The following is an 18,176-nucleotide window of genomic DNA, read 5'->3' as shown; positions in this document are numbered from 1 at the left end:
AATTATTTCTTGTCTGCTGATTGAATCTGGGTATGGCTATATTGGACTTTGAGCCATTCCTCTAAACTTGTGTTTATGGCATCTACTACGTCGGATTTAAGGGAAATATGCAAGGTGTTTTGACTCCATTGTGTAAGAGTCAGGAGCAATGACTTTTTAATACTGCTCAGGCGACGGGAAACAGTATATTGCTTAATTTCTAGCTGGGCAGCAATTTCTTGTTGAGTCAGTTGTTGAACGTAGTAAGCTTGTAGTACTTTTTGGGACTCAGCATCGAGTGCAGCGATCGCTTGGTGCAAAACTTGGTTTAACTGAGTTTGCTGCGATCGCATATTCACAGCTTCTTCCTGCTCAATAATTTCCGTTAGTAAAGATGTTTGCAAATCTACAGGCAGTATATCTAATAAATTACCTTCATCTTCTTTGAGGGGAGCGTCTGCGGAAACAAACTTAGGATAGAGGAAAGTACGGGCAGCTTTAGCAGCAGATAATACCCAGGTTTCTATGGTTTGCTGATTGGCTGCGGCAGTGGGCGAACTCAATCGGCCCAAACGTTCTGCATTATAAAGATTACTAATAGCCTCCCAAGTTTGAGCATCTGGTTTGGCCAACTGACGAATTTTTGTATTGTCACCTGTGTAGAGTTCCTTAAAGCATTCCCAGGCTAAAACATGACTTTCGATGCTTTCTTTGTTAAATCCGGCATTTTGTAATGAATGCACTAGTCGTTTGCGGCTGAGTTTGTGCAATAATGCCCAGTCTGAGCAAATGTCTGCTTCCCGCTGTAAGCGCACTGCATCTTTGATAATCGATTCAAAAGTTAATTGTGCATAGGCTTTTAAATGCGAACTGTATTGAGGATTGAAATTTTTGAGTATTTTGTTAGTATTAGCGATCGCCATCTGAAAACAATCGGCTACAGACGACTGCGTGGGAAAGTTGAGGGCGAATTTTCTAGCAGTCCAATAGCACACCTCTTGTAAATAAGCAGAAATATGTGCCTGTGCCACAGCACTAGATTCAGTCTGCCAAACTCTATACCAATAAAGTGCCCAAAAGGTATCTGATTTCTCAGTTGACGACTCCTCCAGGCAAAATTTCATACTACGTCGCAGTTTGGCATCTGTTGCCCAACCACTAAATTGGTCTAGATCGAATTGCACAAACGTAGAAAAGATTTCAATAATGCCCTGTCGGGGTTGCATGGAATACTTGCCGTTGTTTGAAACATAGCTGATTTCAATTATACAGCCATAGGTGCAAAAGCTAATTCCTTGCTGCATAAGGACTTTACAGATTTTTCAAAAAATTTTCATCCAACTGCATAAAAACTAAAAGTCATCGTAGAGAGTGATATGCAGAGAAGTTCATTTAGTAAGTACTACAAAAAAGGTGCAAATAAGGTGAATTAAAATTTATTTAATTATCTCTGCATGGGGCATTTGATTACTGCCTCATTACTTATTCCTCTACCTGAGGAAAAACTTCTTTTTAGGAAACTTAAGTCAATTTTAATCAAGGAGAAAAACATGAAAGACAATCAGCATGAACAATTGTTCACTGAATTAATCCCTGAAGAAGGAGCTGCTATTAATGGCGGTCGGAACCCCTTTAAGAAATTAAAAAAGATAGTTACTGGCGTAGTAGAGATAGCTACTGACGTAGTAGAGACAGCTACTGACGTAGTAGAGACAGCTACTGACGTAGTAGAACTTGTTGCCGAGGTTCTGCCGCCAGTTGTTCTGCCGCCAGTTGTCGTACCCGGTGATGGTGGCATCGCTTTGCCCTACAGATTGCTGCCATAGTACCCCAGATAGCTGTTAAATTAACATGAAAGCCAGCCTAGAACCAGCTTGTAGAGATTGTCTCTTATCTCGTTCGCCTGCGGGAGGGTTTCCCTCTGCAGCGCTGGTTCACCATTTCAAATGGCGCAAGAAGCTCGGAATCCAATTATGCGTGACTTCCGCCTTGCGGTACTAGTTGCTGAAGATAACATGAATTCCCAAAAGACTCATGTCATAAAGTCTTCACTTTAGGTTGTCATGTTCTCAAATCCTGGAATTGAATTGCAGGTAATTTGCTGCTGGAATCCAGACAAAAAATTACATCTGCTGAGTTGAACTTCAACCAATATCACCAACAAAAGGAGTCAAAAATGACTGTCTACGATGATATCGGTGTTCTACCTGCTACCCCTGTTACCCGCAATGACTTTAATTTAAATGTTTTAGATTCCACTGATGTCTTTGAGTTCAGAATTGACACCACCCAAAACATCAATTTGTCTCTGACAAATATCAGTGCTGGTGATGATGCCGATTTGCGCCTTTATCAAGATAACGGTAACGGTTTCTTTGATACAGGCGACCAACTAGTTGATTCTTCCACTAGGGGGAGCAACGCAGATGACTTCCTTAATCGTCGAGCAGACGCAGGTACTTATTTTGCCGAAGTCAGTCGCTTTAGCACTTCATCAGGCGATGTAAGTTACAATTTAGCCTTGTCTGCAACTACACCTAATAGTTCGCTAAGTGGTTTCAGCAATCTTTTGCCTAGAGAGTTTGCACTTGGTGACTTGTCAGGTGATGTTACCCGCTTTGGGACAATAAGTAATACCAACACCACAGATACTTACGAATTCTCTCTGGGATTATTTGAGGGTGTTGACATTACACTGAGCGGACTCCAAAGTGATGCTGACATCCGACTGATTGCGGACTATAACAACAATCGTATTGTTGATGCAGGTGAGGAAGTTGCACGTTCTACTAGTGGTGGTATTACATCGGAAGTAATTTCCAACACTAATCTTTCTGGTAATTACTTCTTGCAGGTCAATCAATTTAGTAGTACACAGACTGCCTACACCTTAACTTTTGACCAATTTACCACCACCGATGCTTAAGTTTAGGCATTAGAAGTGATAGGCGGTAATTGAAAGCATTGTAAGGTAATGCTCTCAAGTGTACGTAAATAGTCTTGTGGCAGAGAATCATACTTGAACTTTGCCGCTTTATTCCAAAAACGATCGCTGCACTTATTAAATATTTCAACAAAATAGTCTTGAAATATGACTAAAGCTTTACAAATAGGCGATGTCTACGACGGGCATAGCTGCATCTCGGTCTTACCTAAAGAAATTATTCCATTTTTGGCTAGTTACAACCTGATTGGGCAATTGTTATCTCAGAGCATTATCGAATCTGCGATCGCACCAATCACCTGCACACAAGCAGAAACATCTCATGCTCTAGAGCAATTTTATCAGCATTGGGATTTAACAAGCGAGCAAAAAATCCAAGATTGGTGTTCGCGTTATTGTCTGACTCAAGAGCAATTAGAACTTTTCGCAACCCGAAAGCTCAGAGTTGAAAAGTTCAAGCAAATAACTTGGGGACATCAACTAGAATCTCACTTTCTCAAATACAAAAAACATTTTGATAAAGTCATCTATTCTTTAATTCGGACTGAAAATAGAGAAACTGCCAACGAACTATTTTTCCGAATTACAGAAGGGGAACAGTCATTTGCTGAACTAGCGCGTGAATATTCTCAAGGGACAGAAGCTGATACAGGCGGCATCGTCGGCCCAGTAGAACTTGGTACTATTACTCCCAATTTTGCTCAGTTACTTTGCACAAGGCAAGTGGGTATAGTTCAACCACCCATACCCTTTGGAGAATCATGGATCATTTTACGTGTGGAAAAGTTTATAACTGCCCAGTTGGACAATTTTATGCGCCAGCGATTACTGCAAAAAAATTTTGAAACTTGGTTTCAACAGCAAGTAAATCAACTGTCACCGGAAGAAAAAACCTGGATGTGAATCATAGCAATTCAAAATTAAAATTTTCAACTACTCTTCTTCTATTACTCTCTAGAAAATATTATGATATCGAACTTTATCGGGTAGACTAATCTGCAATTCTCAAGTTGATTTACTGATTTGAATTTCCGAGGTTAGATTGTCCTATCTCGATTCAGATCGAAGAGCTAACTACTCAAAAATCTGAGCTAAAAAGCTGAATACAATATAACGTCGGGGCAAGTGCCCCGATTTTTTCATGCATAAGGATTTAACAGCTTTTTCAAAATTTTTCCGTTCTTAGTGCATAAAGACTAAAAGACATCGTAGAGAGTGATATGCAGAGAAGTTCATTTAGAAAAATGCTTTCTTTGGGGAATAGCGGAATCATTGAATAAGTTTGTCAAATACAGAACAAAATTTCGATAGTTACAGCCGCAAATTCATCACACAAATATGCAACTTTTTAAAAGCTACTTAATTATCTTTGTACGATCTAATTAACAAGGTAGCCTAATCTGCAATTCTTAAGTGTATTTAGCAAACTAAAATCAAGGATAAAGTTCATGTCAAAAATCATTTCTACTAACGCTGCTGTTGTTGCTCAAGAACAACTTTTCACTAACCTAACACCAGAAGAAGCGGCTATCATTGAAGGAGGATATAACCTCTATGTAAGTAGTATAGTTTGCCTGAAAGATGGTGCAGATAGTTTTAGCCAGGATGATGTTTATGCTAACGTCACTGTTGACGAGATAAGCAGTAGACTCGATGTAGGTGGCATGAGTGCAGGAGATGGTAAAAATCTAGGTTGGGAATTTAACTTTTTTGAAAATGCAGAAATCAGCTTTTTCGATAGTGATTGGCCAGACTCTGACGACGCTCTAGGCGGTTTTTCCGTCTCCGGCCCAACAAACGGCATACAAAGAACTACTATAAGTGGGGGCGGTTCTAGATACAGAGTATCTTACTCAGTCAGTTGAAGAGATTACAAACCGACTTGAGTAGTACCATTTTGGATTTTAGATTTTGGATTGTAAAAGAGTTAGTGACTAAGCTTTTGGGCGATCCATATATCGCAATCATTTTTCAAATTGGTAGAAGTTTCCAGAAATAGCTTAGTACTCGGATGTCTAGGTTTGACCAACTAAATATCATCTTTAGTCGGGGATAAAACCCCGACTTCTATTTTTATATTAGCATTTGTATTGACAATGAAATACCAAATAGTCTTTCAACATTAATAGGCTTGATTTAGCGTCAAAAACCTTAAGTTGTTTAGTAGCATGGCAAGCTTAATTTATTGGGTTGAGTAGTTATGTTAATGATTGAATTTTGGTTTTTGTGAGTTTTTTAACTTCAACATTTTAAGCATGTCACCTAGTAGGTTAGCTTGAGAAACGAAACCCAACACTTCCTTGACTGCCTAAGCATTTTACAGATTTTTCAAAAAATTTTCTGATTTAAGTGCATAAAGATTAAAAGTCATCGTAGAGAGTGATATGCAGAGAAGTTCATTTAGTAAGTATCACGAAAAAGATGCTTTCTTTGGAGACTAGTTGAATCATTGGATAATTTCAGCAAATGCAGAACAAAATTTCGATGGTTACAGCCGCAAATTCATCCTGCAAATATGCAACGTGTCAAAACTTACCTAATTCTCTTTGCATAACCTAATTAAACAAGGAGAAAAATCATGTTAAATATCGATAGCATCACTTCTACTTCTAACTCTTCTGTTGTTAGTCAAGAACAACTGTTCACCGAATTAACTCCCGAACAAGGAGCAATGATTGAGGGAGGAGAGTTTACAGTTTTAATTAGAGATGTCGGTCCAGCTAAGGCCGCCATACCTACCCAACAAGGTTTTGCTAGGTATGCGGCCCTGACAGCCAATCCGACGGTTCTTCAAATAACAAATAGCACTGGCTACAATTTGTTCTATGACCTAGCCTATGATGCTCCTAACGCTGGCAATAATCTTTCCATTGCCCCAGGGCAAGTTTCAAATTTTCTAGGTCTAAATCCAATTGCTACAGCAAGTTGGGATCTCGATCTACTGGCGCCAGGGGTACAAAATAGGACTCAGGACCTAGCACCAGGAAGGAGATATGAATTTTACGAAGTCTAACTGAACTGGTTGTCTGACAACCTAAAGAGTCCCTACTCAGTTAGACCTAATAGTAAAGAGTGGGGTGGATATCTTTGAGCGATCGCAATCGGTGCGTCTTGAGGGACTGCCAAGCGATCGCTCTTATCAACTACTTTTGACTATACCCCAAGCAGTCAAAAGTTTGAATGGAAAAAATAAACACTTAATACAATCGGGTCACAAGACTCGATTGTATTTTCTCGCCAATCATCATACCAGAAGATGAAATACCAAATAGTCCTTCAACACAGTGAAGAAGACTGCGGTGCAGCAAGTCTTGCCACGATTGCCAAACACTACGGACGCACATTTACCCTCAACCGCGTCCGAGAAGCCGTAGGCACAGGTTCCAGAGGAACATCCTTGCTAGGATTGAAGCGGGGTGCAGAAGTACTAGGATTCAACGCCCGTCAAGTTAAAGCCAGTCCCCAACTAATCGACCAATTACATCAAGCTCCCTTACCAGCAGTTATTCACTGGAAAGGCTACCACTGGGTCGTATTATACGGGCAAAAAGGCAAAAAATACGTCATTGCTGACCCTGGGGTTGGTATTCGTCATCTTACCCGTCAAGAGTTAATGGCGGGTTGGGGTAATGGCGTAATGCTGCTGCTGACTCCAGATGACAGTCGTTTTTATCAACAAGAATCAGATAAAATTGGCGGTTTGGGAAGATATCTGCAACGGGTTTGGCCTTATCGTTCTATTCTCGCTCAAGCGATCGCTATTAACATCGCTATTGGACTACTTTCTTTGGCATCTCCTTTTATGATGCAACTCCTCACCGATGATGTCTTAGTACGAGGTGATACCCAACTACTAACCACCGTCGCCATTGGCGTTATTGCCATGAACTTAATTAGAAGCGCCATTAGCTTAGTCCAATCTCACCTTATCGGTCATTTCGGTCAAAGATTGCAATTAGGATTAATTCTAGAATACGGACGCAAACTCTTACATTTACCCCTATCCTACTTTGAAGGACGACGCAGTGGAGAAGTTGTCAGCCGCATTGCCGATGTCAAAGCCATCAATAACTTAGTTTCCCAAATTGTCCTCGGATTACCCAGTCAATTCTTTATTGCTGTAATTTCCTTAGGTTTTATGCTCTTTTACAGTTGGGAACTAACTTTAGCTTCCATAGTTGCATTTATAGTTGTCACGGGTGTTAACCTGCTTTTCTTACCCGCGATGCGCCAGAAAACCCGGAATCTGATTATTTCTGGTACAGAAAACCAAGGCTTTTTGGTAGAAACATTTCGCGGCATCCAAGTATTAAAAACTACCCAAGCCACTCCCCAAGCTTGGTCAGAATATCAAGGGAATTATGGTCGCCTCGCCAACTTGGGCTGGAGTATGATGAAACTGGGACTGTATAGCAGTACAGTTACTGGTATTCTTTCTACCTTCATTAGTATTGGCATTCTTTGGATGGGTAGCTATTTAGTCATTAATCGCACCTTAACAATCGGTCAATTAATGGCATATAACGGCATGAGTGGCAACTTTCTTGGCTTCTTAGGTGCTGCGATCGGCTTAGTAGATGAGTTTATCACAGCCCAGATAGTCCTGCAACGGATGACAGAAGTGATTGACGCTACCCCAGAATCCGAAAATGATTTTAAAAAGCCTTGGGCACAAATTCCTGGCAATGCAGATATAACTTGCACTGAACTGAACTTTCATCACGCAGGTAGAGTTGACCTCTTACAAGATTTTTCCTTAACTATTCCTGGCGGTAAAGTTATTGCTTTAATTGGCAAATCTGGCTGTGGTAAAAGTACCCTGGCAAAATTGCTCACAGGCTTATATAAAGTCGAGTCTGGGAATATTCGTTATGGTTTTTATAATCAGCAAGATTTATCCTTAGAATGTTTGCGTCAACAAGTAGTATTAGTTCCTCAAGAACCCCACTTTTGGAGTCGTTCGATTATTGATAACTTCCAGTTTAGCTATCCCCATATTAGTTTTGAAGAAATTGTCAAAGCTTGTCAAATTGCAGGTGCAGATGAATTTATTAGCAAACTACCTGATAAATATCAAACTGTTTTAGGAGAATTTGGGGCTAATCTTTCTGGTGGACAACGCCAAAGATTAGCCATAGCCAGAGCCATAGTTACTCAGCCACCAGTCTTAATTTTAGATGAATCCACGGGCGCACTCGACCCAGTAAGCGAAAGACAAGTACTAGATAGACTTCTATCCCATCGTCACAATCAAACGACTATTTTAATTAGTCACCGTCCCAAGGTAATACAGAGAGCAGATTTAATTGTATTTTTAGAGCAAGGACGCTTAAAAATTCAAGGTACACCAGAAGAATTGCGCTCTTTACCTGGCGAACATTTAGATTTCTTAGATGATATTTTTCTCTCTCATAATGATTTGGCGCTAATATCTTCCCCGGCTCATCATAACGGTAAGACTGCCACTATTAATTAAGATAATTCGTAATTCGTAATTCGTAATTCGTAATTTGTAAAAGGTCATGGTTAGCAATACAAATTTTCTCCCCCCAATTCAAACAAACGAATTTCTCCCACCAATTACTCGTTGGACAACATGGGGCGGAATGTTTATTCTCTGCGTTCTCGGATTAGCTGTGCCACTTGCTGCAATTTGTAAGTATAAGGTTACAGTCCAAGCACAGGCGGTTGTGCGTCCGGCGGGTGAATTGCGAATTGTGCAAGCGGCGACTGAAGGTCAGGTTATGCACATTTATGTCAAAGAAAATCAACTTATCAAAAAAGGAGATGCGATCGCAACTATTGATGACTCGCGTCTGCAAACTAAAAAAAGCCAATTGCAAACTAGTATTCAACAATCTAAGTTACAACTAGTGCAAATTAATGCCCAGATTAGCTCCCTTAATAGCCAGATTCGAGCCGAAACTGACCGCCTTAACCGGATTATTATTGGCGCTCAAGCCGAATTGAGCGGTCGCCGTCGCGAATATCAAGATAAAAATCTGACAACTGTTTCCGAACTCCAAGAAGCTGATGCCAACGTCAAAATTGCTGAGAAAGAATTGCTGGCTGGGGAAGCACAGTTAAAAACAACACAAGCAAATCTCCATGCTGCTGAAGCTGCTTTGGGTGTAGCGCAGTCAAAACAGAAGCGATATGAGAGTGTAGCCAACCAAGGGGCGCTATCTCAAGATCAATTGGAAGAAGCACAATTATCTGCCAGACAGCAAGAGCAAGCGGTAAAGGCACAACTTGCAGCAGTGGAGGCGCAAAAACAGACAATTGAAAGGTTACAACAAGCGGTATCTGCTGTGATTGCCAGAAAACAACGCGCCCAAGTTGCCGTAAATCCAAGTAATGCAGCAGTAACTGTTGCTACTGAGCGAATTGCTCAAGAAAAAGCCGGAGGGGAAAGTAATAAAGCAACATTAGAAAAAGAACGCCAAACCCTAGTTAACCAACGGATTGAAATTGAAAAGCAGTTAGAGCATGATACTAGCGAACTCAAGCAAGCAGAAATAGATTTAGCTCAAACCGCGATCGCAGCTACCGCCGATGGTATCATTTCTCAACTCAATCTGCGAAACTCAGGTCAAACTGTGCGGGCTGGCGAGGAAGTATTGCAAATTGTCCCCACTGATGCACCTCAAGTTTTGAAGGCTGCGGTGGCATCTGATGAGCAAAGTAAGTTAAAAATTGGTCAAAAAGTCCAAATGCGGGTCAGCGCTTGTCCTTACCCAGATTATGGTACTCTGAATGGTCAAGTGCAGACCATTTCTCCAGATGCGATCGCTCCTCAAAAGAATGGCACAAATATATCGATGAATGGCACTACTAGCCCAAAAGCTACTGCGCCCGGAGCTTTTTATGAAGTCACAATTGAACCGGAAACTCTGGTTTTAGGTAAAGGGAAAAACCAGTGTCATATTCAATTGGGTATGGAGGGTAGGGTTGATATTATTTCCCGTGAAGAAACCGTGCTGCAATTCTTTCTCCGTAAGGCGAGGTTGATTAGTGATTTGTAACTTTTTCTTTAATGTAACTATTACCGCGTAGGAGTACAAGTCGGCAGAGCCTACGACAGTCGTCTCAAGTCGGGAAACCCGCCCTTACTAACTGTCTCCCCTTGGAAGAAGACTGCGACTCCTCACTGATGCAGCGTCTACGCTTTGTATCAGTTCAACTGTTGCGCGCCCTACAGCCCTTCGAGCATCCTACAGCAGGCGTTGGCAAAGCGATCGTTTTTGTGTTTAATAAAAGCAAGTTTGCTAAATTCCTATATTGAATTCGGGCAGTCGTCGAGCGAAATATCTGACTACGTTAGAAAGAAGGCGCATCCATGTCGATTTATTTTCGTTGTCAGACTGTAAACCCTGTAACCCACAGCGTACACCCGATCTAAGCCCCAGCGATCGCCGTTTCTACGTCTAAAGATACAAGTTTTTTTAATTTTGAGATATTAATCAAAGATTAATGAGATATTAAGTTGAAAAACTAGTTCAGATAGAAACTTATCATGACCGAGCAAGAGCTTCAATCCCTTTTTAATTCCTTAGATACCGATGGAGATGGTAAAGTATTCATTAACGATCTTTTTTTAAGTCCTGGCTTAAGTGCAATCATTTCATCAGAAACAAATACCACTAGTCCCCAGGAATTGCTAGTAAATTATGCAGACAAAGACGGTAGTATTACCTTTGAAAAGTTAAAGGAAGCAGTTGAGAAAGCAAATAATTTAAACTAGCAACCCAATCCCTAACACCCAATACCCAATAATCAAAAATCCCTCTCTAGCCCACGCTTTGAGGGATTTGCAATTTTCATGGTCATTGGACTTCTTGGCAAAGTCGGGAAATGGTGAAGGTGGGGCCCCCTCTGGGGATAAAGGGCGGGGGAAAGGGGGAAAGGTTTGTTATTTTCCCTTTCCCCTTTACCCCTTACCCTTTACCCCGCTTGCGTTTCCTTCGCGAACTACTAGTTGCTTGTTTGAGCTTAACTTGACACCATTTGAGCCTCAACGATCCGGCAGGCGAAGTGCTTTCGGTGTTCTACATATACAACTTGTTTAAATTGAGGTTAACCAAAGGTTATGCAATAAATCGCAACTATCTTATAATACCTCTAAACTACAGTAAATCTCTCGGCTTACCGAATTTAATAGAGGAGGGAAATTTTGAGAAACAAGCGGCAGCATACTTGGAAGTTAAACTATATCAGGAAACAAGTTCACACTCGTACTGTTAAAGCTTGGCAAGCTATAAGAAACTGGGGGTTTATATCCCTATTTTTGGCAGGAGTAAGCTTAAGTATAGTGATGAGTGCTTGCTCTGGAGCTAATGTTGATAACACTGGTAATAGAATCGCCACTTCAGAGCGCGATGTAAACCTAACGTTTGTTTCTTACTCAGTGACAAAGGCTGCATACGAGCAAATTATTCCCCAATTTGTAGAAAAATGGAAAAAAGAGCATAACCAAAATCTGAAGTTTACTGAAAGTTATGATGGGTCTGGTTCTCAAACCCTAAATGTGATTGATGGTTTAGAGGCTGATGTGATACATCTGTCACTAGCCCTTGATGTTGACAAACTGGTTCAGACAGGTTTTATTCAACCGGGTTGGGAAAAAGAAGCCCCAAATAATGCAATTGTCACCCAATCCGTAGGTGCGATCGCTACTCGTGAGGGAAATCCCAAAAATATTAAAACATGGACAGATTTGACAAGACCAGGAGTGAGCGTACTGACAGCTAACCCAAAAACATCTGGTGGTGCGCGATGGAACTTCTTAAGTTTATGGGGTTACATAACAAAAACTGGTCAGAATGAGAAGCAAGCATTAGATTTTACTTCTAAAGTTTATAAAAATGTACCTGTGCTACCCAAGACTGCTCGTAATGCCAGCGAATTGTTCTTTAAACAAGGTCAAGGGGATGCTTTACTCAACTATGAAAATGAAATGATTTTATCAAAACAAAAAGGCGAAAAATTCTCATATATTGTCCCTAATGTGAATATATCTATTGATAATCCAATTGCTGTGGTAGATAAGAACGTCGAGCAACACGGGACTCGGAAAGTTGCAGAAGCATTTGTTCAATATCTCTATACCCCAGAGGTACAACGGGAATTTTCCAAAATAGGATTTCGTCCTGTGAATAATACGATTGCAAAAGAATTGGGTAGCAATTTTCCTAAAGTTAAAACTCTGTTCAAAGCTGAAGATTTAGGAGGATGGAACAAGATTCAACAGAATTTTTTTGATGAAGGTGCTATTTTCGATCGAATCCAAGCTCAGAAGTCTTTAAAGTAAATGGGTAAAAATTTTCATAAACTTTGCAATCTACAAGATTAGGAGCCTAGACCATAAGCTATGTTATAGAAAAGCCTATGGTCTACAATCTTAGATAAATATTCAAACAAAAATTACTATTTAAAGAGCTTGAAGGCTTTGCGATCGCAGTCAAAATGTTGCTATCAAAAGATAAACCCCCAAAGTGACAAAGGTAGAAAAAGCTTACTCGTCCGTGAAATACTTTTTTGAAACGAATAAGTTAATATCCCCACAGTAGCAGCAATATAAAAAGGAATTAACCCAAATTTAATATCTGTAACAATTTGCTGTTGTAGTAATTCTGGACACATTCTATAATCAGCATCAACCTTAATTAAATGGAAATTTTCTCGCTTAATTCCCGCTACAATAGCGGCTTTCTCAATTGAAAAGTGTGCTTCAGTAGAAGTGTAGACAACCAGTTGATTAATATCTGTTTTTAACTGTTCTTTAGCTGCTATCAAAGCGACTAAAGAAGTACTATTAGCTGAGTCTTGGATTACTCCCCCTGCCAAAAGATTCACACACGACTCAATGGCATCTCAATATTTCTCGGTTAAGTATTTTTAATTCGGAATCGGATTTTGCGAAAAGGTTACTGGGTTTGGGTTAAAGGTTTTTTCTTTTCCCTTTTCTGCTTAACCAAGAAGTATTAAATGGCATCCAGCCCTACCGATCCTATTAGTAGGTAAGCCCAAAACTTCAAAGCAATAGTCACGACTACTGCCTCAATCGATAGAACAGAGTCAATATACTGGCATAAAGAGATAAAATAAGTTTACTTTTGGACAGAAGTGGGCATCTGTGGAAGCTCTAGATACTCATTTACCCCATTTGCAAGCAACAGTAGCCCAGCAAGAGGGATTAAGGCGTGTTTTCTCACTCTAATTGTAAGTCGGAAACTTTTATGAAAATCTACTATGTAACTTTAAATAATACAGATGAAGCGCGTCAAATTGGTCGGGCATTACTAGAATGTAAGTTAGCAGTTTGTGTCAATTGGTTCCCGATTACTTGTGCTTATAGTTGGCAAGGAGAAATTACTGAAGAACCAGAAGTTGTTTTAATTATCAAAACTCAAGATGGTTATGCTTTAGAAATCGAAAAACTTATTCATGAGCATATTACTTATACTAATTTCATCGCCGAAATTTATCCGACAGCAGTTAATCAGGGTTTTGTCAATTGGTTGAATGCAGAAGTTTCACCGCGCTCACAATAGAAATTACCTAATACCATTTCTTCCCCTACTCCCGTTGGCTTACCTCAGTACCGCTCGGCACGGGTCACTCACAGCAAGCCTTCTCCTTTACTTACACAGCGATAGGATATTTTTTTAGTTGGAAGTTCCTTATGCCTCAAAAGGCTTATTCTAACTATTTTACTGGAGGTCAAAAATGGCAGTTCTCAGACTAGAAAATGGAACTCTCTACACCGATTTAATTCACATTGCTCAAGAATTAGCCCCCCTGAATATTCAAATTAATCGTCAGACGGTAGGAAATAACCCTCAACTCCAACATTTGTTGGCACAGGATAGTCTCAACGAAGATGAAAAAGAACAAGTACTCAAAGCAATAGATAGTTACTTTGAGCAACTACAACAGACAGCCGGCTATAAATCTCGTGATTTGGTTGTCCTTCATCAAGGGATTCCTAACCTTAATGAGTCAATGGCAAAGTTTGACCAAATTCATACCCATGCAGATGATGAAGTCCGCTACATCATTGATGGAGAAGCGATTTTTGGCTTTGTACGTTCTGATGGTAGTCAAGTAGAACTGACAGTACAACCAGAAGAATATATCAACATTCCAGCCGGAACCGAACATTGGTTTTATCTCACCCCAGCAAAGCGAGTGAAAGCAGTACGCTATTTCATCACCACAGAAGGTTGGATACCCCAATATACAGGCAGAGAAATTCGCACCCGCCAATCCCTGCTGAGTTAAGAAGGCAGAAGGCAGAAAGTAATTGACATAAATAAATTTAGGGGCTTTAAACCCGCTTTGCAGAGGTTAAAAATGTATTTTCTGCCTTCTATCTTTCTTCGCTCAATTCTAAATTATCAAACATTACGAATTGCAAATTACGAATTAGTATGAAGCGGATTGTTTTTTGTGACTTTGATGGCACTATTACAGTTGACGAAACTTTTGTCGCGGTTCTGAGAAAGTTTGCACCAGTACTTTCTGCAAAACTACTGCCTGAAATGTATGCAAAAAGGCTGACACTGCGAGAGGGAGTCAAGGAAATTCTGCAATCAATTCCATCTGCAAGTTATCCAGAAATTCTGGAATTTACTAAACCTCAATTGATACGTCCTGGGTTTATAGAATTGTTGGATTTTCTGGAGTTTCAGGGAGTTTCATTAATAGTAATTTCTGGGGGACTACGGGGAATGGTAGAGGTTGTTTTGGATAGGATAGTGCATAGAATAGAGAAAATTTATGCTGTAGATGTCGATATTAGCAGTGCTTATTTAAAAGTAAATTCTGAATACGAAGGAGATACGGAACTGATCGCTAAGGTGCAAGTTATGGATCGGTACCCAGCCGATGAAAAAATCGCGATTGGTGACTCCATTACCGACTTAAATATGGGATTGCAAGCTTCTGTTGTCTTTGCACGCTCTCCCTTAGCAGAATATTTAGATGAACACCAAAAACCCTATATTCCTTGGAATGATTTTTTCCAAATCCGGGATTATTTAGCAAAATCATGGAGTTAAACCCAACATTACCAGATCCTCGTTTGCAACTAATTGCCACTGCTCGGTATTTTTACCAACAAGGTTGGATGGTAGGAACTGCCGGCAACCTCTCGGCTCGATTAGCTGATGGTAGTTTTTGGATTACAGCTAGTGGTAAATCTAAGGGTGAGTTATTACTCAACGATTTTGTTCTGATTGCTCCAGATGGCAAAATAGAAGCATCAGCCACCCAGGTGATACCTTCAGCTGAAACAGCTATTCATCAATTAGTTTACCGCCTGTTTCCACAATCACTTGCTTGTTATCATATACATTCTATTGAGAGCAATTTGGTTTCTCGTTTGGTTGAAGGTGATAGTTTACTTTTACCACCCCTAGAAATGCTCAAAGGTTTGGGAGTTTGGCAAGAAAATTCCTGTTGTGTAATGCCAATTTTTGCTAATCATTTTCAAGTTGCCCAGATTGCTGGTGATATTGAACAACGCTTTGCCGTCACTCCACCGCAAATATCCGCATTACTAATTCGGGATCATGGTTTGACAGTTTGGGCTTGTTCTCTTGAAGCTGCTCGGAATTATATTGAGTTATTAGACTACATCTTTCGCTACATGGTTGCTGCCATTCGGTTAGGCATAAATATCTGAAATCCTACTTGATGGCAAAGTTAGAGGGGTCTTGATCTCGTCGATGCTTAATGGGAATGGGGGCTGGCTGCCCATCACCCGCAAGGGCTGCGGTTTTTTCCAGGGATTCCCTCAATCGCTTGGCTGCGTAGATAGACATATCTCGTGGTACATTAATGCGATCGCGCAAATATCGCAGAGCCATATCAGATCCCGATGGAGGTACGCAGTCTTCCCCTGTCATCATGTGTGTTAAAGCACAACGTAGCGCGCGATCGAACAATTTATCATCTAAGGGGTTGACTCGGATAATATTAATGCGGTGGTCGATAGTTCGTTTAAGAGCTTCCATACGGGAGTTTTCCGGCTCTGGATAAGTAACATCTGGTAGTCCAAACCAGGGGCCGTTATCCACCCGCGCTTTATTGAGAAGCATCTGGGTTTCGCCGTTTTCCCAACAGCCCCCCATCTGGGGCGGCAAATCATGTGCGTGGGTGTGAAAATCGCTCTGGGTACCGCAGTAGGTCGGTCGGCTTTCCATTGCCGCAAACCATGCGCTCAAACGAGGGTTTTCCTCCCGCAGTGAGTAGCCCTTGTAGTAGTAAAGGCTCGCATTCATCCGTTCGAGATATGGCGTAAAAATAACATCGACGATGCCGAAGCTATCTAGAAAGTAAGGGCTTGGGGTGCTACCCAGAGCCGACTCTACCCTATCCACCACTCCGATAAATTGTTCTCGGTTGCGTTGTTCTTGTTGAGACGAACCTGCTCTAGAGCATAGCCAAACGCACCAGGCTCTAAATAAAAGTCGTTCTAATTGCCGTAGAGGAAGCACCCTATGGTCTTCCATCCCTTGGTTCAATGGAGCAAAAACCTTTTCCAAAGCGATCAAAATGTCATCGCTTTCCTTAATAATCCGTCCATCTAGCTCGATCGCGGGGAGCATTCCTGATGGTACCTTACGTTTGTACCAACTTTCTTTCTCCCCATAGCAGAACATTGTCACTTTTTCGATGCGGTAGGGGATCTGTTTTTCCTCTAGCCATAACCAAACTTTTTGACAGTAAGGACACCAGGCGTGGTTATCGCGGTACAGCGTTACCCGCACATCAGATTCCGGCTGACCAAACAAGCGCAACCTGGCTCTAGCATTGGTGAGACCATTAACGGTATCTATTTGATAGTCCGTGAGGGTTTCTAGTTCTTCCCAGCTTAAGGGTGCGGTAGTCATAGGGGGAGTTGCGTAGGGCAATACTTAGGACAACTCTATACTCTACAATATTTTCAATTACACCAAGGCTTAATTTAACCGATAGGTTTGCCAATCAATTCTTTCCATTTCTCTTTTAAGAAAAAGTTGAAGTGACGATACCACGCTTAAAGGTTTTGGCAATTTGGCATAACTTGTTTTTGAATTGCCGTTTAAATGAGATATCAACAGAACAGACGCAAATCGCCAGTTGTTGACCCAACGCTGTAGAAGAACTCAGCAGCCCACCCACAGCGCTCGGTCATCGCTTCGCCACAACTGGCTAGTAATATACTAGAAAATACATAGTAAATGTGCAATGGTAATGCCTGCGACCGTAAATTACGCTCTTTTCCTACTTAAATTTGGCTGAATTTCTGAGGATAAAGTTCATCAGACACTTTTTTTAGTTCTGGTTCAACTACTGTCAAATGTTGCTCCAAAATTGCCAAATTCCGAATGTTGGACTTATAGAAAGCATCAAACAAATCACCCACTAAAGGCACAGTACCAACGACTGTTTCCAAACCTACATTAAAAATCATTTTGGCTAAGTCTTGACGCGGGATGCCAAACTGAGTAGCTAAAAATATAATGTAAGCTGAAAACGCTGTACTGATTAAATCACCAGCACCTGGAACTAGACCAATGATTGGGTCTATGCCAATGCGAAAACCTGTCAAAGGAATACGTATTGATGTATCCATCAGACGGCTAAGTTTGCGGATGCGATTTAGAGTAGCAAGGCGTTTGGCAGCGTCCATAATTGACCATATTTACACTACTTTTAAATTGCACCATTTCTAGTTATTTGTCTTGTACCGTTAGAAATAACAAGTATGAATAAAAATCCTGAATACTGCCTAAAAAAGCAGATAAATGGATGATATAGTTTGTTGCGATGCCTGCGGTGGTAAACAACGCTCTATTATTTTTTATGACTAAAACTAATATATATAGATATATTGCAAATCCAGAAAGGCGATCGCGTGTTCGTGTATTTGTGATTGCAGGTAAGCAGCAAGTTCCTGCCAGCGCAAACCGACACTTACTGCTTTGATAGCCGTTTGCAATTGAGTCGAGTACAGACTTTCTTAGAGGCACGGCAATGCCGTGTTTTTACCCGCTTACTTTACTCCAAACATATTTTTGGCAGACTTCGCAAGCGGCTTTTGCTTCCTCTGTTTGTGGATTGGTAAAGATGGGGTGGTAACGCAACCTGTCGCAACAGACTTGCAACCATGCACGCCAACTACCCTGCCACAACCGCACTGTGCCGTTATCACCCCCACTGATAATCGTCTGCCCATCCGGGCTAATGGCGACAGAATAGACCC

18 protein-coding genes and 1 pseudogene are annotated in these 18,176 nt (G+C 40.9%); 13 read left to right on the top strand and 6 right to left on the bottom strand.

The annotated features are described in order from the left end of the window. Nucleotides 1-2 precede the first annotated feature (2 nt). Nucleotides 3-1,205: a sigma-70 family RNA polymerase sigma factor gene (locus RM049_RS29985; protein ID WP_322706778.1), complete on the bottom strand. Its 1,203-nt coding sequence runs from the start codon at nucleotides 1,203-1,205 to the stop codon at nucleotides 3-5. 324 nt (nucleotides 1,206-1,529) lie between these two features. Here RM049_RS29985 and RM049_RS29980 point away from each other — a divergent pair, with 324 nt between their 5' ends. The 9 genes from RM049_RS29980 (at nucleotide 1,530) to RM049_RS29940 (ending at nucleotide 12,233) form a co-directional block, all read left to right on the top strand. After that, nucleotides 1,530-1,805: a hypothetical protein gene (locus RM049_RS29980; protein WP_322706754.1), complete on the top strand. Its 276-nt coding sequence runs from the start codon at nucleotides 1,530-1,532 to the stop codon at nucleotides 1,803-1,805. 350 nt (nucleotides 1,806-2,155) lie between these two features. Further along, on the top strand, nucleotides 2,156-2,905 hold the full coding sequence (locus RM049_RS29975) for a pre-peptidase C-terminal domain-containing protein (protein WP_322706753.1): 750 nt from the start codon (nucleotides 2,156-2,158) through the stop codon (nucleotides 2,903-2,905). Nucleotides 2,906-3,070: 165 nt separating this feature from the next. Next, nucleotides 3,071-3,826 carry a peptidylprolyl isomerase gene (locus tag RM049_RS29970; protein WP_322706752.1) on the top strand — a complete coding sequence of 252 codons (756 nt, stop codon included), beginning with the start codon at nucleotides 3,071-3,073 and terminating at the stop codon, nucleotides 3,824-3,826. Between the two features lie 545 nt (nucleotides 3,827-4,371). Beyond that, nucleotides 4,372-4,788: a hypothetical protein gene (locus tag RM049_RS29965; RefSeq protein WP_322684200.1), complete on the top strand. Its 417-nt coding sequence runs from the start codon at nucleotides 4,372-4,374 to the stop codon at nucleotides 4,786-4,788. A 713-nt stretch (nucleotides 4,789-5,501) separates the two neighbouring features. Further along, the gene (locus RM049_RS29960) at nucleotides 5,502-5,936 is read left to right on the top strand and encodes a hypothetical protein (RefSeq protein WP_322706751.1); all 435 of its coding nucleotides are present in this window, start codon (nucleotides 5,502-5,504) and stop codon (nucleotides 5,934-5,936) included. A 243-nt stretch (nucleotides 5,937-6,179) separates the two neighbouring features. After that, a complete protein-coding gene (locus RM049_RS29955) occupies nucleotides 6,180-8,399 on the top strand; it encodes a peptidase domain-containing ABC transporter (RefSeq protein WP_322706750.1) in 2,220 nt (739 codons plus the stop codon). Between the two features lie 46 nt (nucleotides 8,400-8,445). Further along, complete coding sequence (locus RM049_RS29950; RefSeq protein WP_322706749.1) at nucleotides 8,446-9,948, top strand: HlyD family efflux transporter periplasmic adaptor subunit; 1,503 nt, start codon at nucleotides 8,446-8,448, stop codon at nucleotides 9,946-9,948. 488 nt (nucleotides 9,949-10,436) lie between these two features. After that, nucleotides 10,437-10,667, top strand: coding sequence for an EF-hand domain-containing protein (locus RM049_RS29945; protein WP_322671254.1), 231 nt, complete (start codon nucleotides 10,437-10,439; stop codon nucleotides 10,665-10,667). A gap of 468 nt (nucleotides 10,668-11,135) precedes the next feature. Then, nucleotides 11,136-12,233, top strand: a complete 1,098-nt coding sequence (locus RM049_RS29940; protein ID WP_322706777.1) for a sulfate ABC transporter substrate-binding protein — start codon at nucleotides 11,136-11,138, stop codon at nucleotides 12,231-12,233. A gap of 164 nt (nucleotides 12,234-12,397) precedes the next feature. Here RM049_RS29940 and RM049_RS29935 read toward each other — a convergent pair whose 3' ends face one another. After that, a complete protein-coding gene (locus RM049_RS29935) occupies nucleotides 12,398-12,778 on the bottom strand; it encodes a pyridoxal-dependent decarboxylase (RefSeq protein WP_322706748.1) in 381 nt (126 codons plus the stop codon). A 383-nt stretch (nucleotides 12,779-13,161) separates the two neighbouring features. Between RM049_RS29935 and cutA the strand changes: the two genes are divergently transcribed. The 4 genes from cutA to mtnB all read left to right on the top strand — a co-directional run bounded on the left by cutA (nucleotide 13,162) and on the right by mtnB (nucleotide 15,611). After that, nucleotides 13,162-13,476 carry a divalent-cation tolerance protein CutA gene (cutA, locus tag RM049_RS29930; RefSeq protein ID WP_322706746.1) on the top strand — a complete coding sequence of 105 codons (315 nt, stop codon included), beginning with the start codon at nucleotides 13,162-13,164 and terminating at the stop codon, nucleotides 13,474-13,476. A 175-nt stretch (nucleotides 13,477-13,651) separates the two neighbouring features. Next, nucleotides 13,652-14,206 carry an acireductone dioxygenase gene (locus RM049_RS29925; RefSeq protein WP_322706745.1) on the top strand — a complete coding sequence of 185 codons (555 nt, stop codon included), beginning with the start codon at nucleotides 13,652-13,654 and terminating at the stop codon, nucleotides 14,204-14,206. 149 nt (nucleotides 14,207-14,355) lie between these two features. After that, nucleotides 14,356-14,985, top strand: coding sequence for an HAD-IB family phosphatase (locus tag RM049_RS29920; protein WP_322691696.1), 630 nt, complete (start codon nucleotides 14,356-14,358; stop codon nucleotides 14,983-14,985). Next, nucleotides 14,976-15,611 carry a methylthioribulose 1-phosphate dehydratase gene (mtnB, locus tag RM049_RS29915; RefSeq protein WP_322706744.1) on the top strand — a complete coding sequence of 212 codons (636 nt, stop codon included), beginning with the start codon at nucleotides 14,976-14,978 and terminating at the stop codon, nucleotides 15,609-15,611. The genes RM049_RS29920 and mtnB overlap by 10 nt, the downstream gene beginning before the upstream one ends. Nucleotides 15,612-15,615: 4 nt before the next feature. On the opposite strand, the gene RM049_RS29910 is transcribed toward mtnB, so the two are convergent. The 4 genes and pseudogenes from RM049_RS29910 to RM049_RS29895 form a co-directional block, all read right to left on the bottom strand. Further along, nucleotides 15,616-16,821, bottom strand: coding sequence for a glutathione S-transferase family protein (locus RM049_RS29910; protein WP_322706743.1), 1,206 nt, complete (start codon nucleotides 16,819-16,821; stop codon nucleotides 15,616-15,618). Between the two features lie 377 nt (nucleotides 16,822-17,198). Then, on the bottom strand, nucleotides 17,199-17,603 hold the full coding sequence (locus tag RM049_RS29905) for a DUF4112 domain-containing protein (protein ID WP_322706742.1): 405 nt from the start codon (nucleotides 17,601-17,603) through the stop codon (nucleotides 17,199-17,201). A 183-nt stretch (nucleotides 17,604-17,786) separates the two neighbouring features. Beyond that, on the bottom strand, nucleotides 17,787-17,912 hold the full coding sequence (locus RM049_RS29900; protein ID WP_322706741.1) for a hypothetical protein: 126 nt from the start codon (nucleotides 17,910-17,912) through the stop codon (nucleotides 17,787-17,789). 46 nt (nucleotides 17,913-17,958) lie between these two features. After that, nucleotides 17,959-18,176, bottom strand: a pseudogene (locus RM049_RS29895) (hypothetical protein); the annotation flags it as partial.

The sequence above is a fragment of the Nostoc sp. DedQUE04 genome (genome assembly GCF_034530995.1).
Taxonomy (GTDB): domain Bacteria; phylum Cyanobacteriota; class Cyanobacteriia; order Cyanobacteriales; family Nostocaceae; genus Nostoc.
This window is presented reverse-complemented; position numbering and strand designations above follow the sequence as displayed.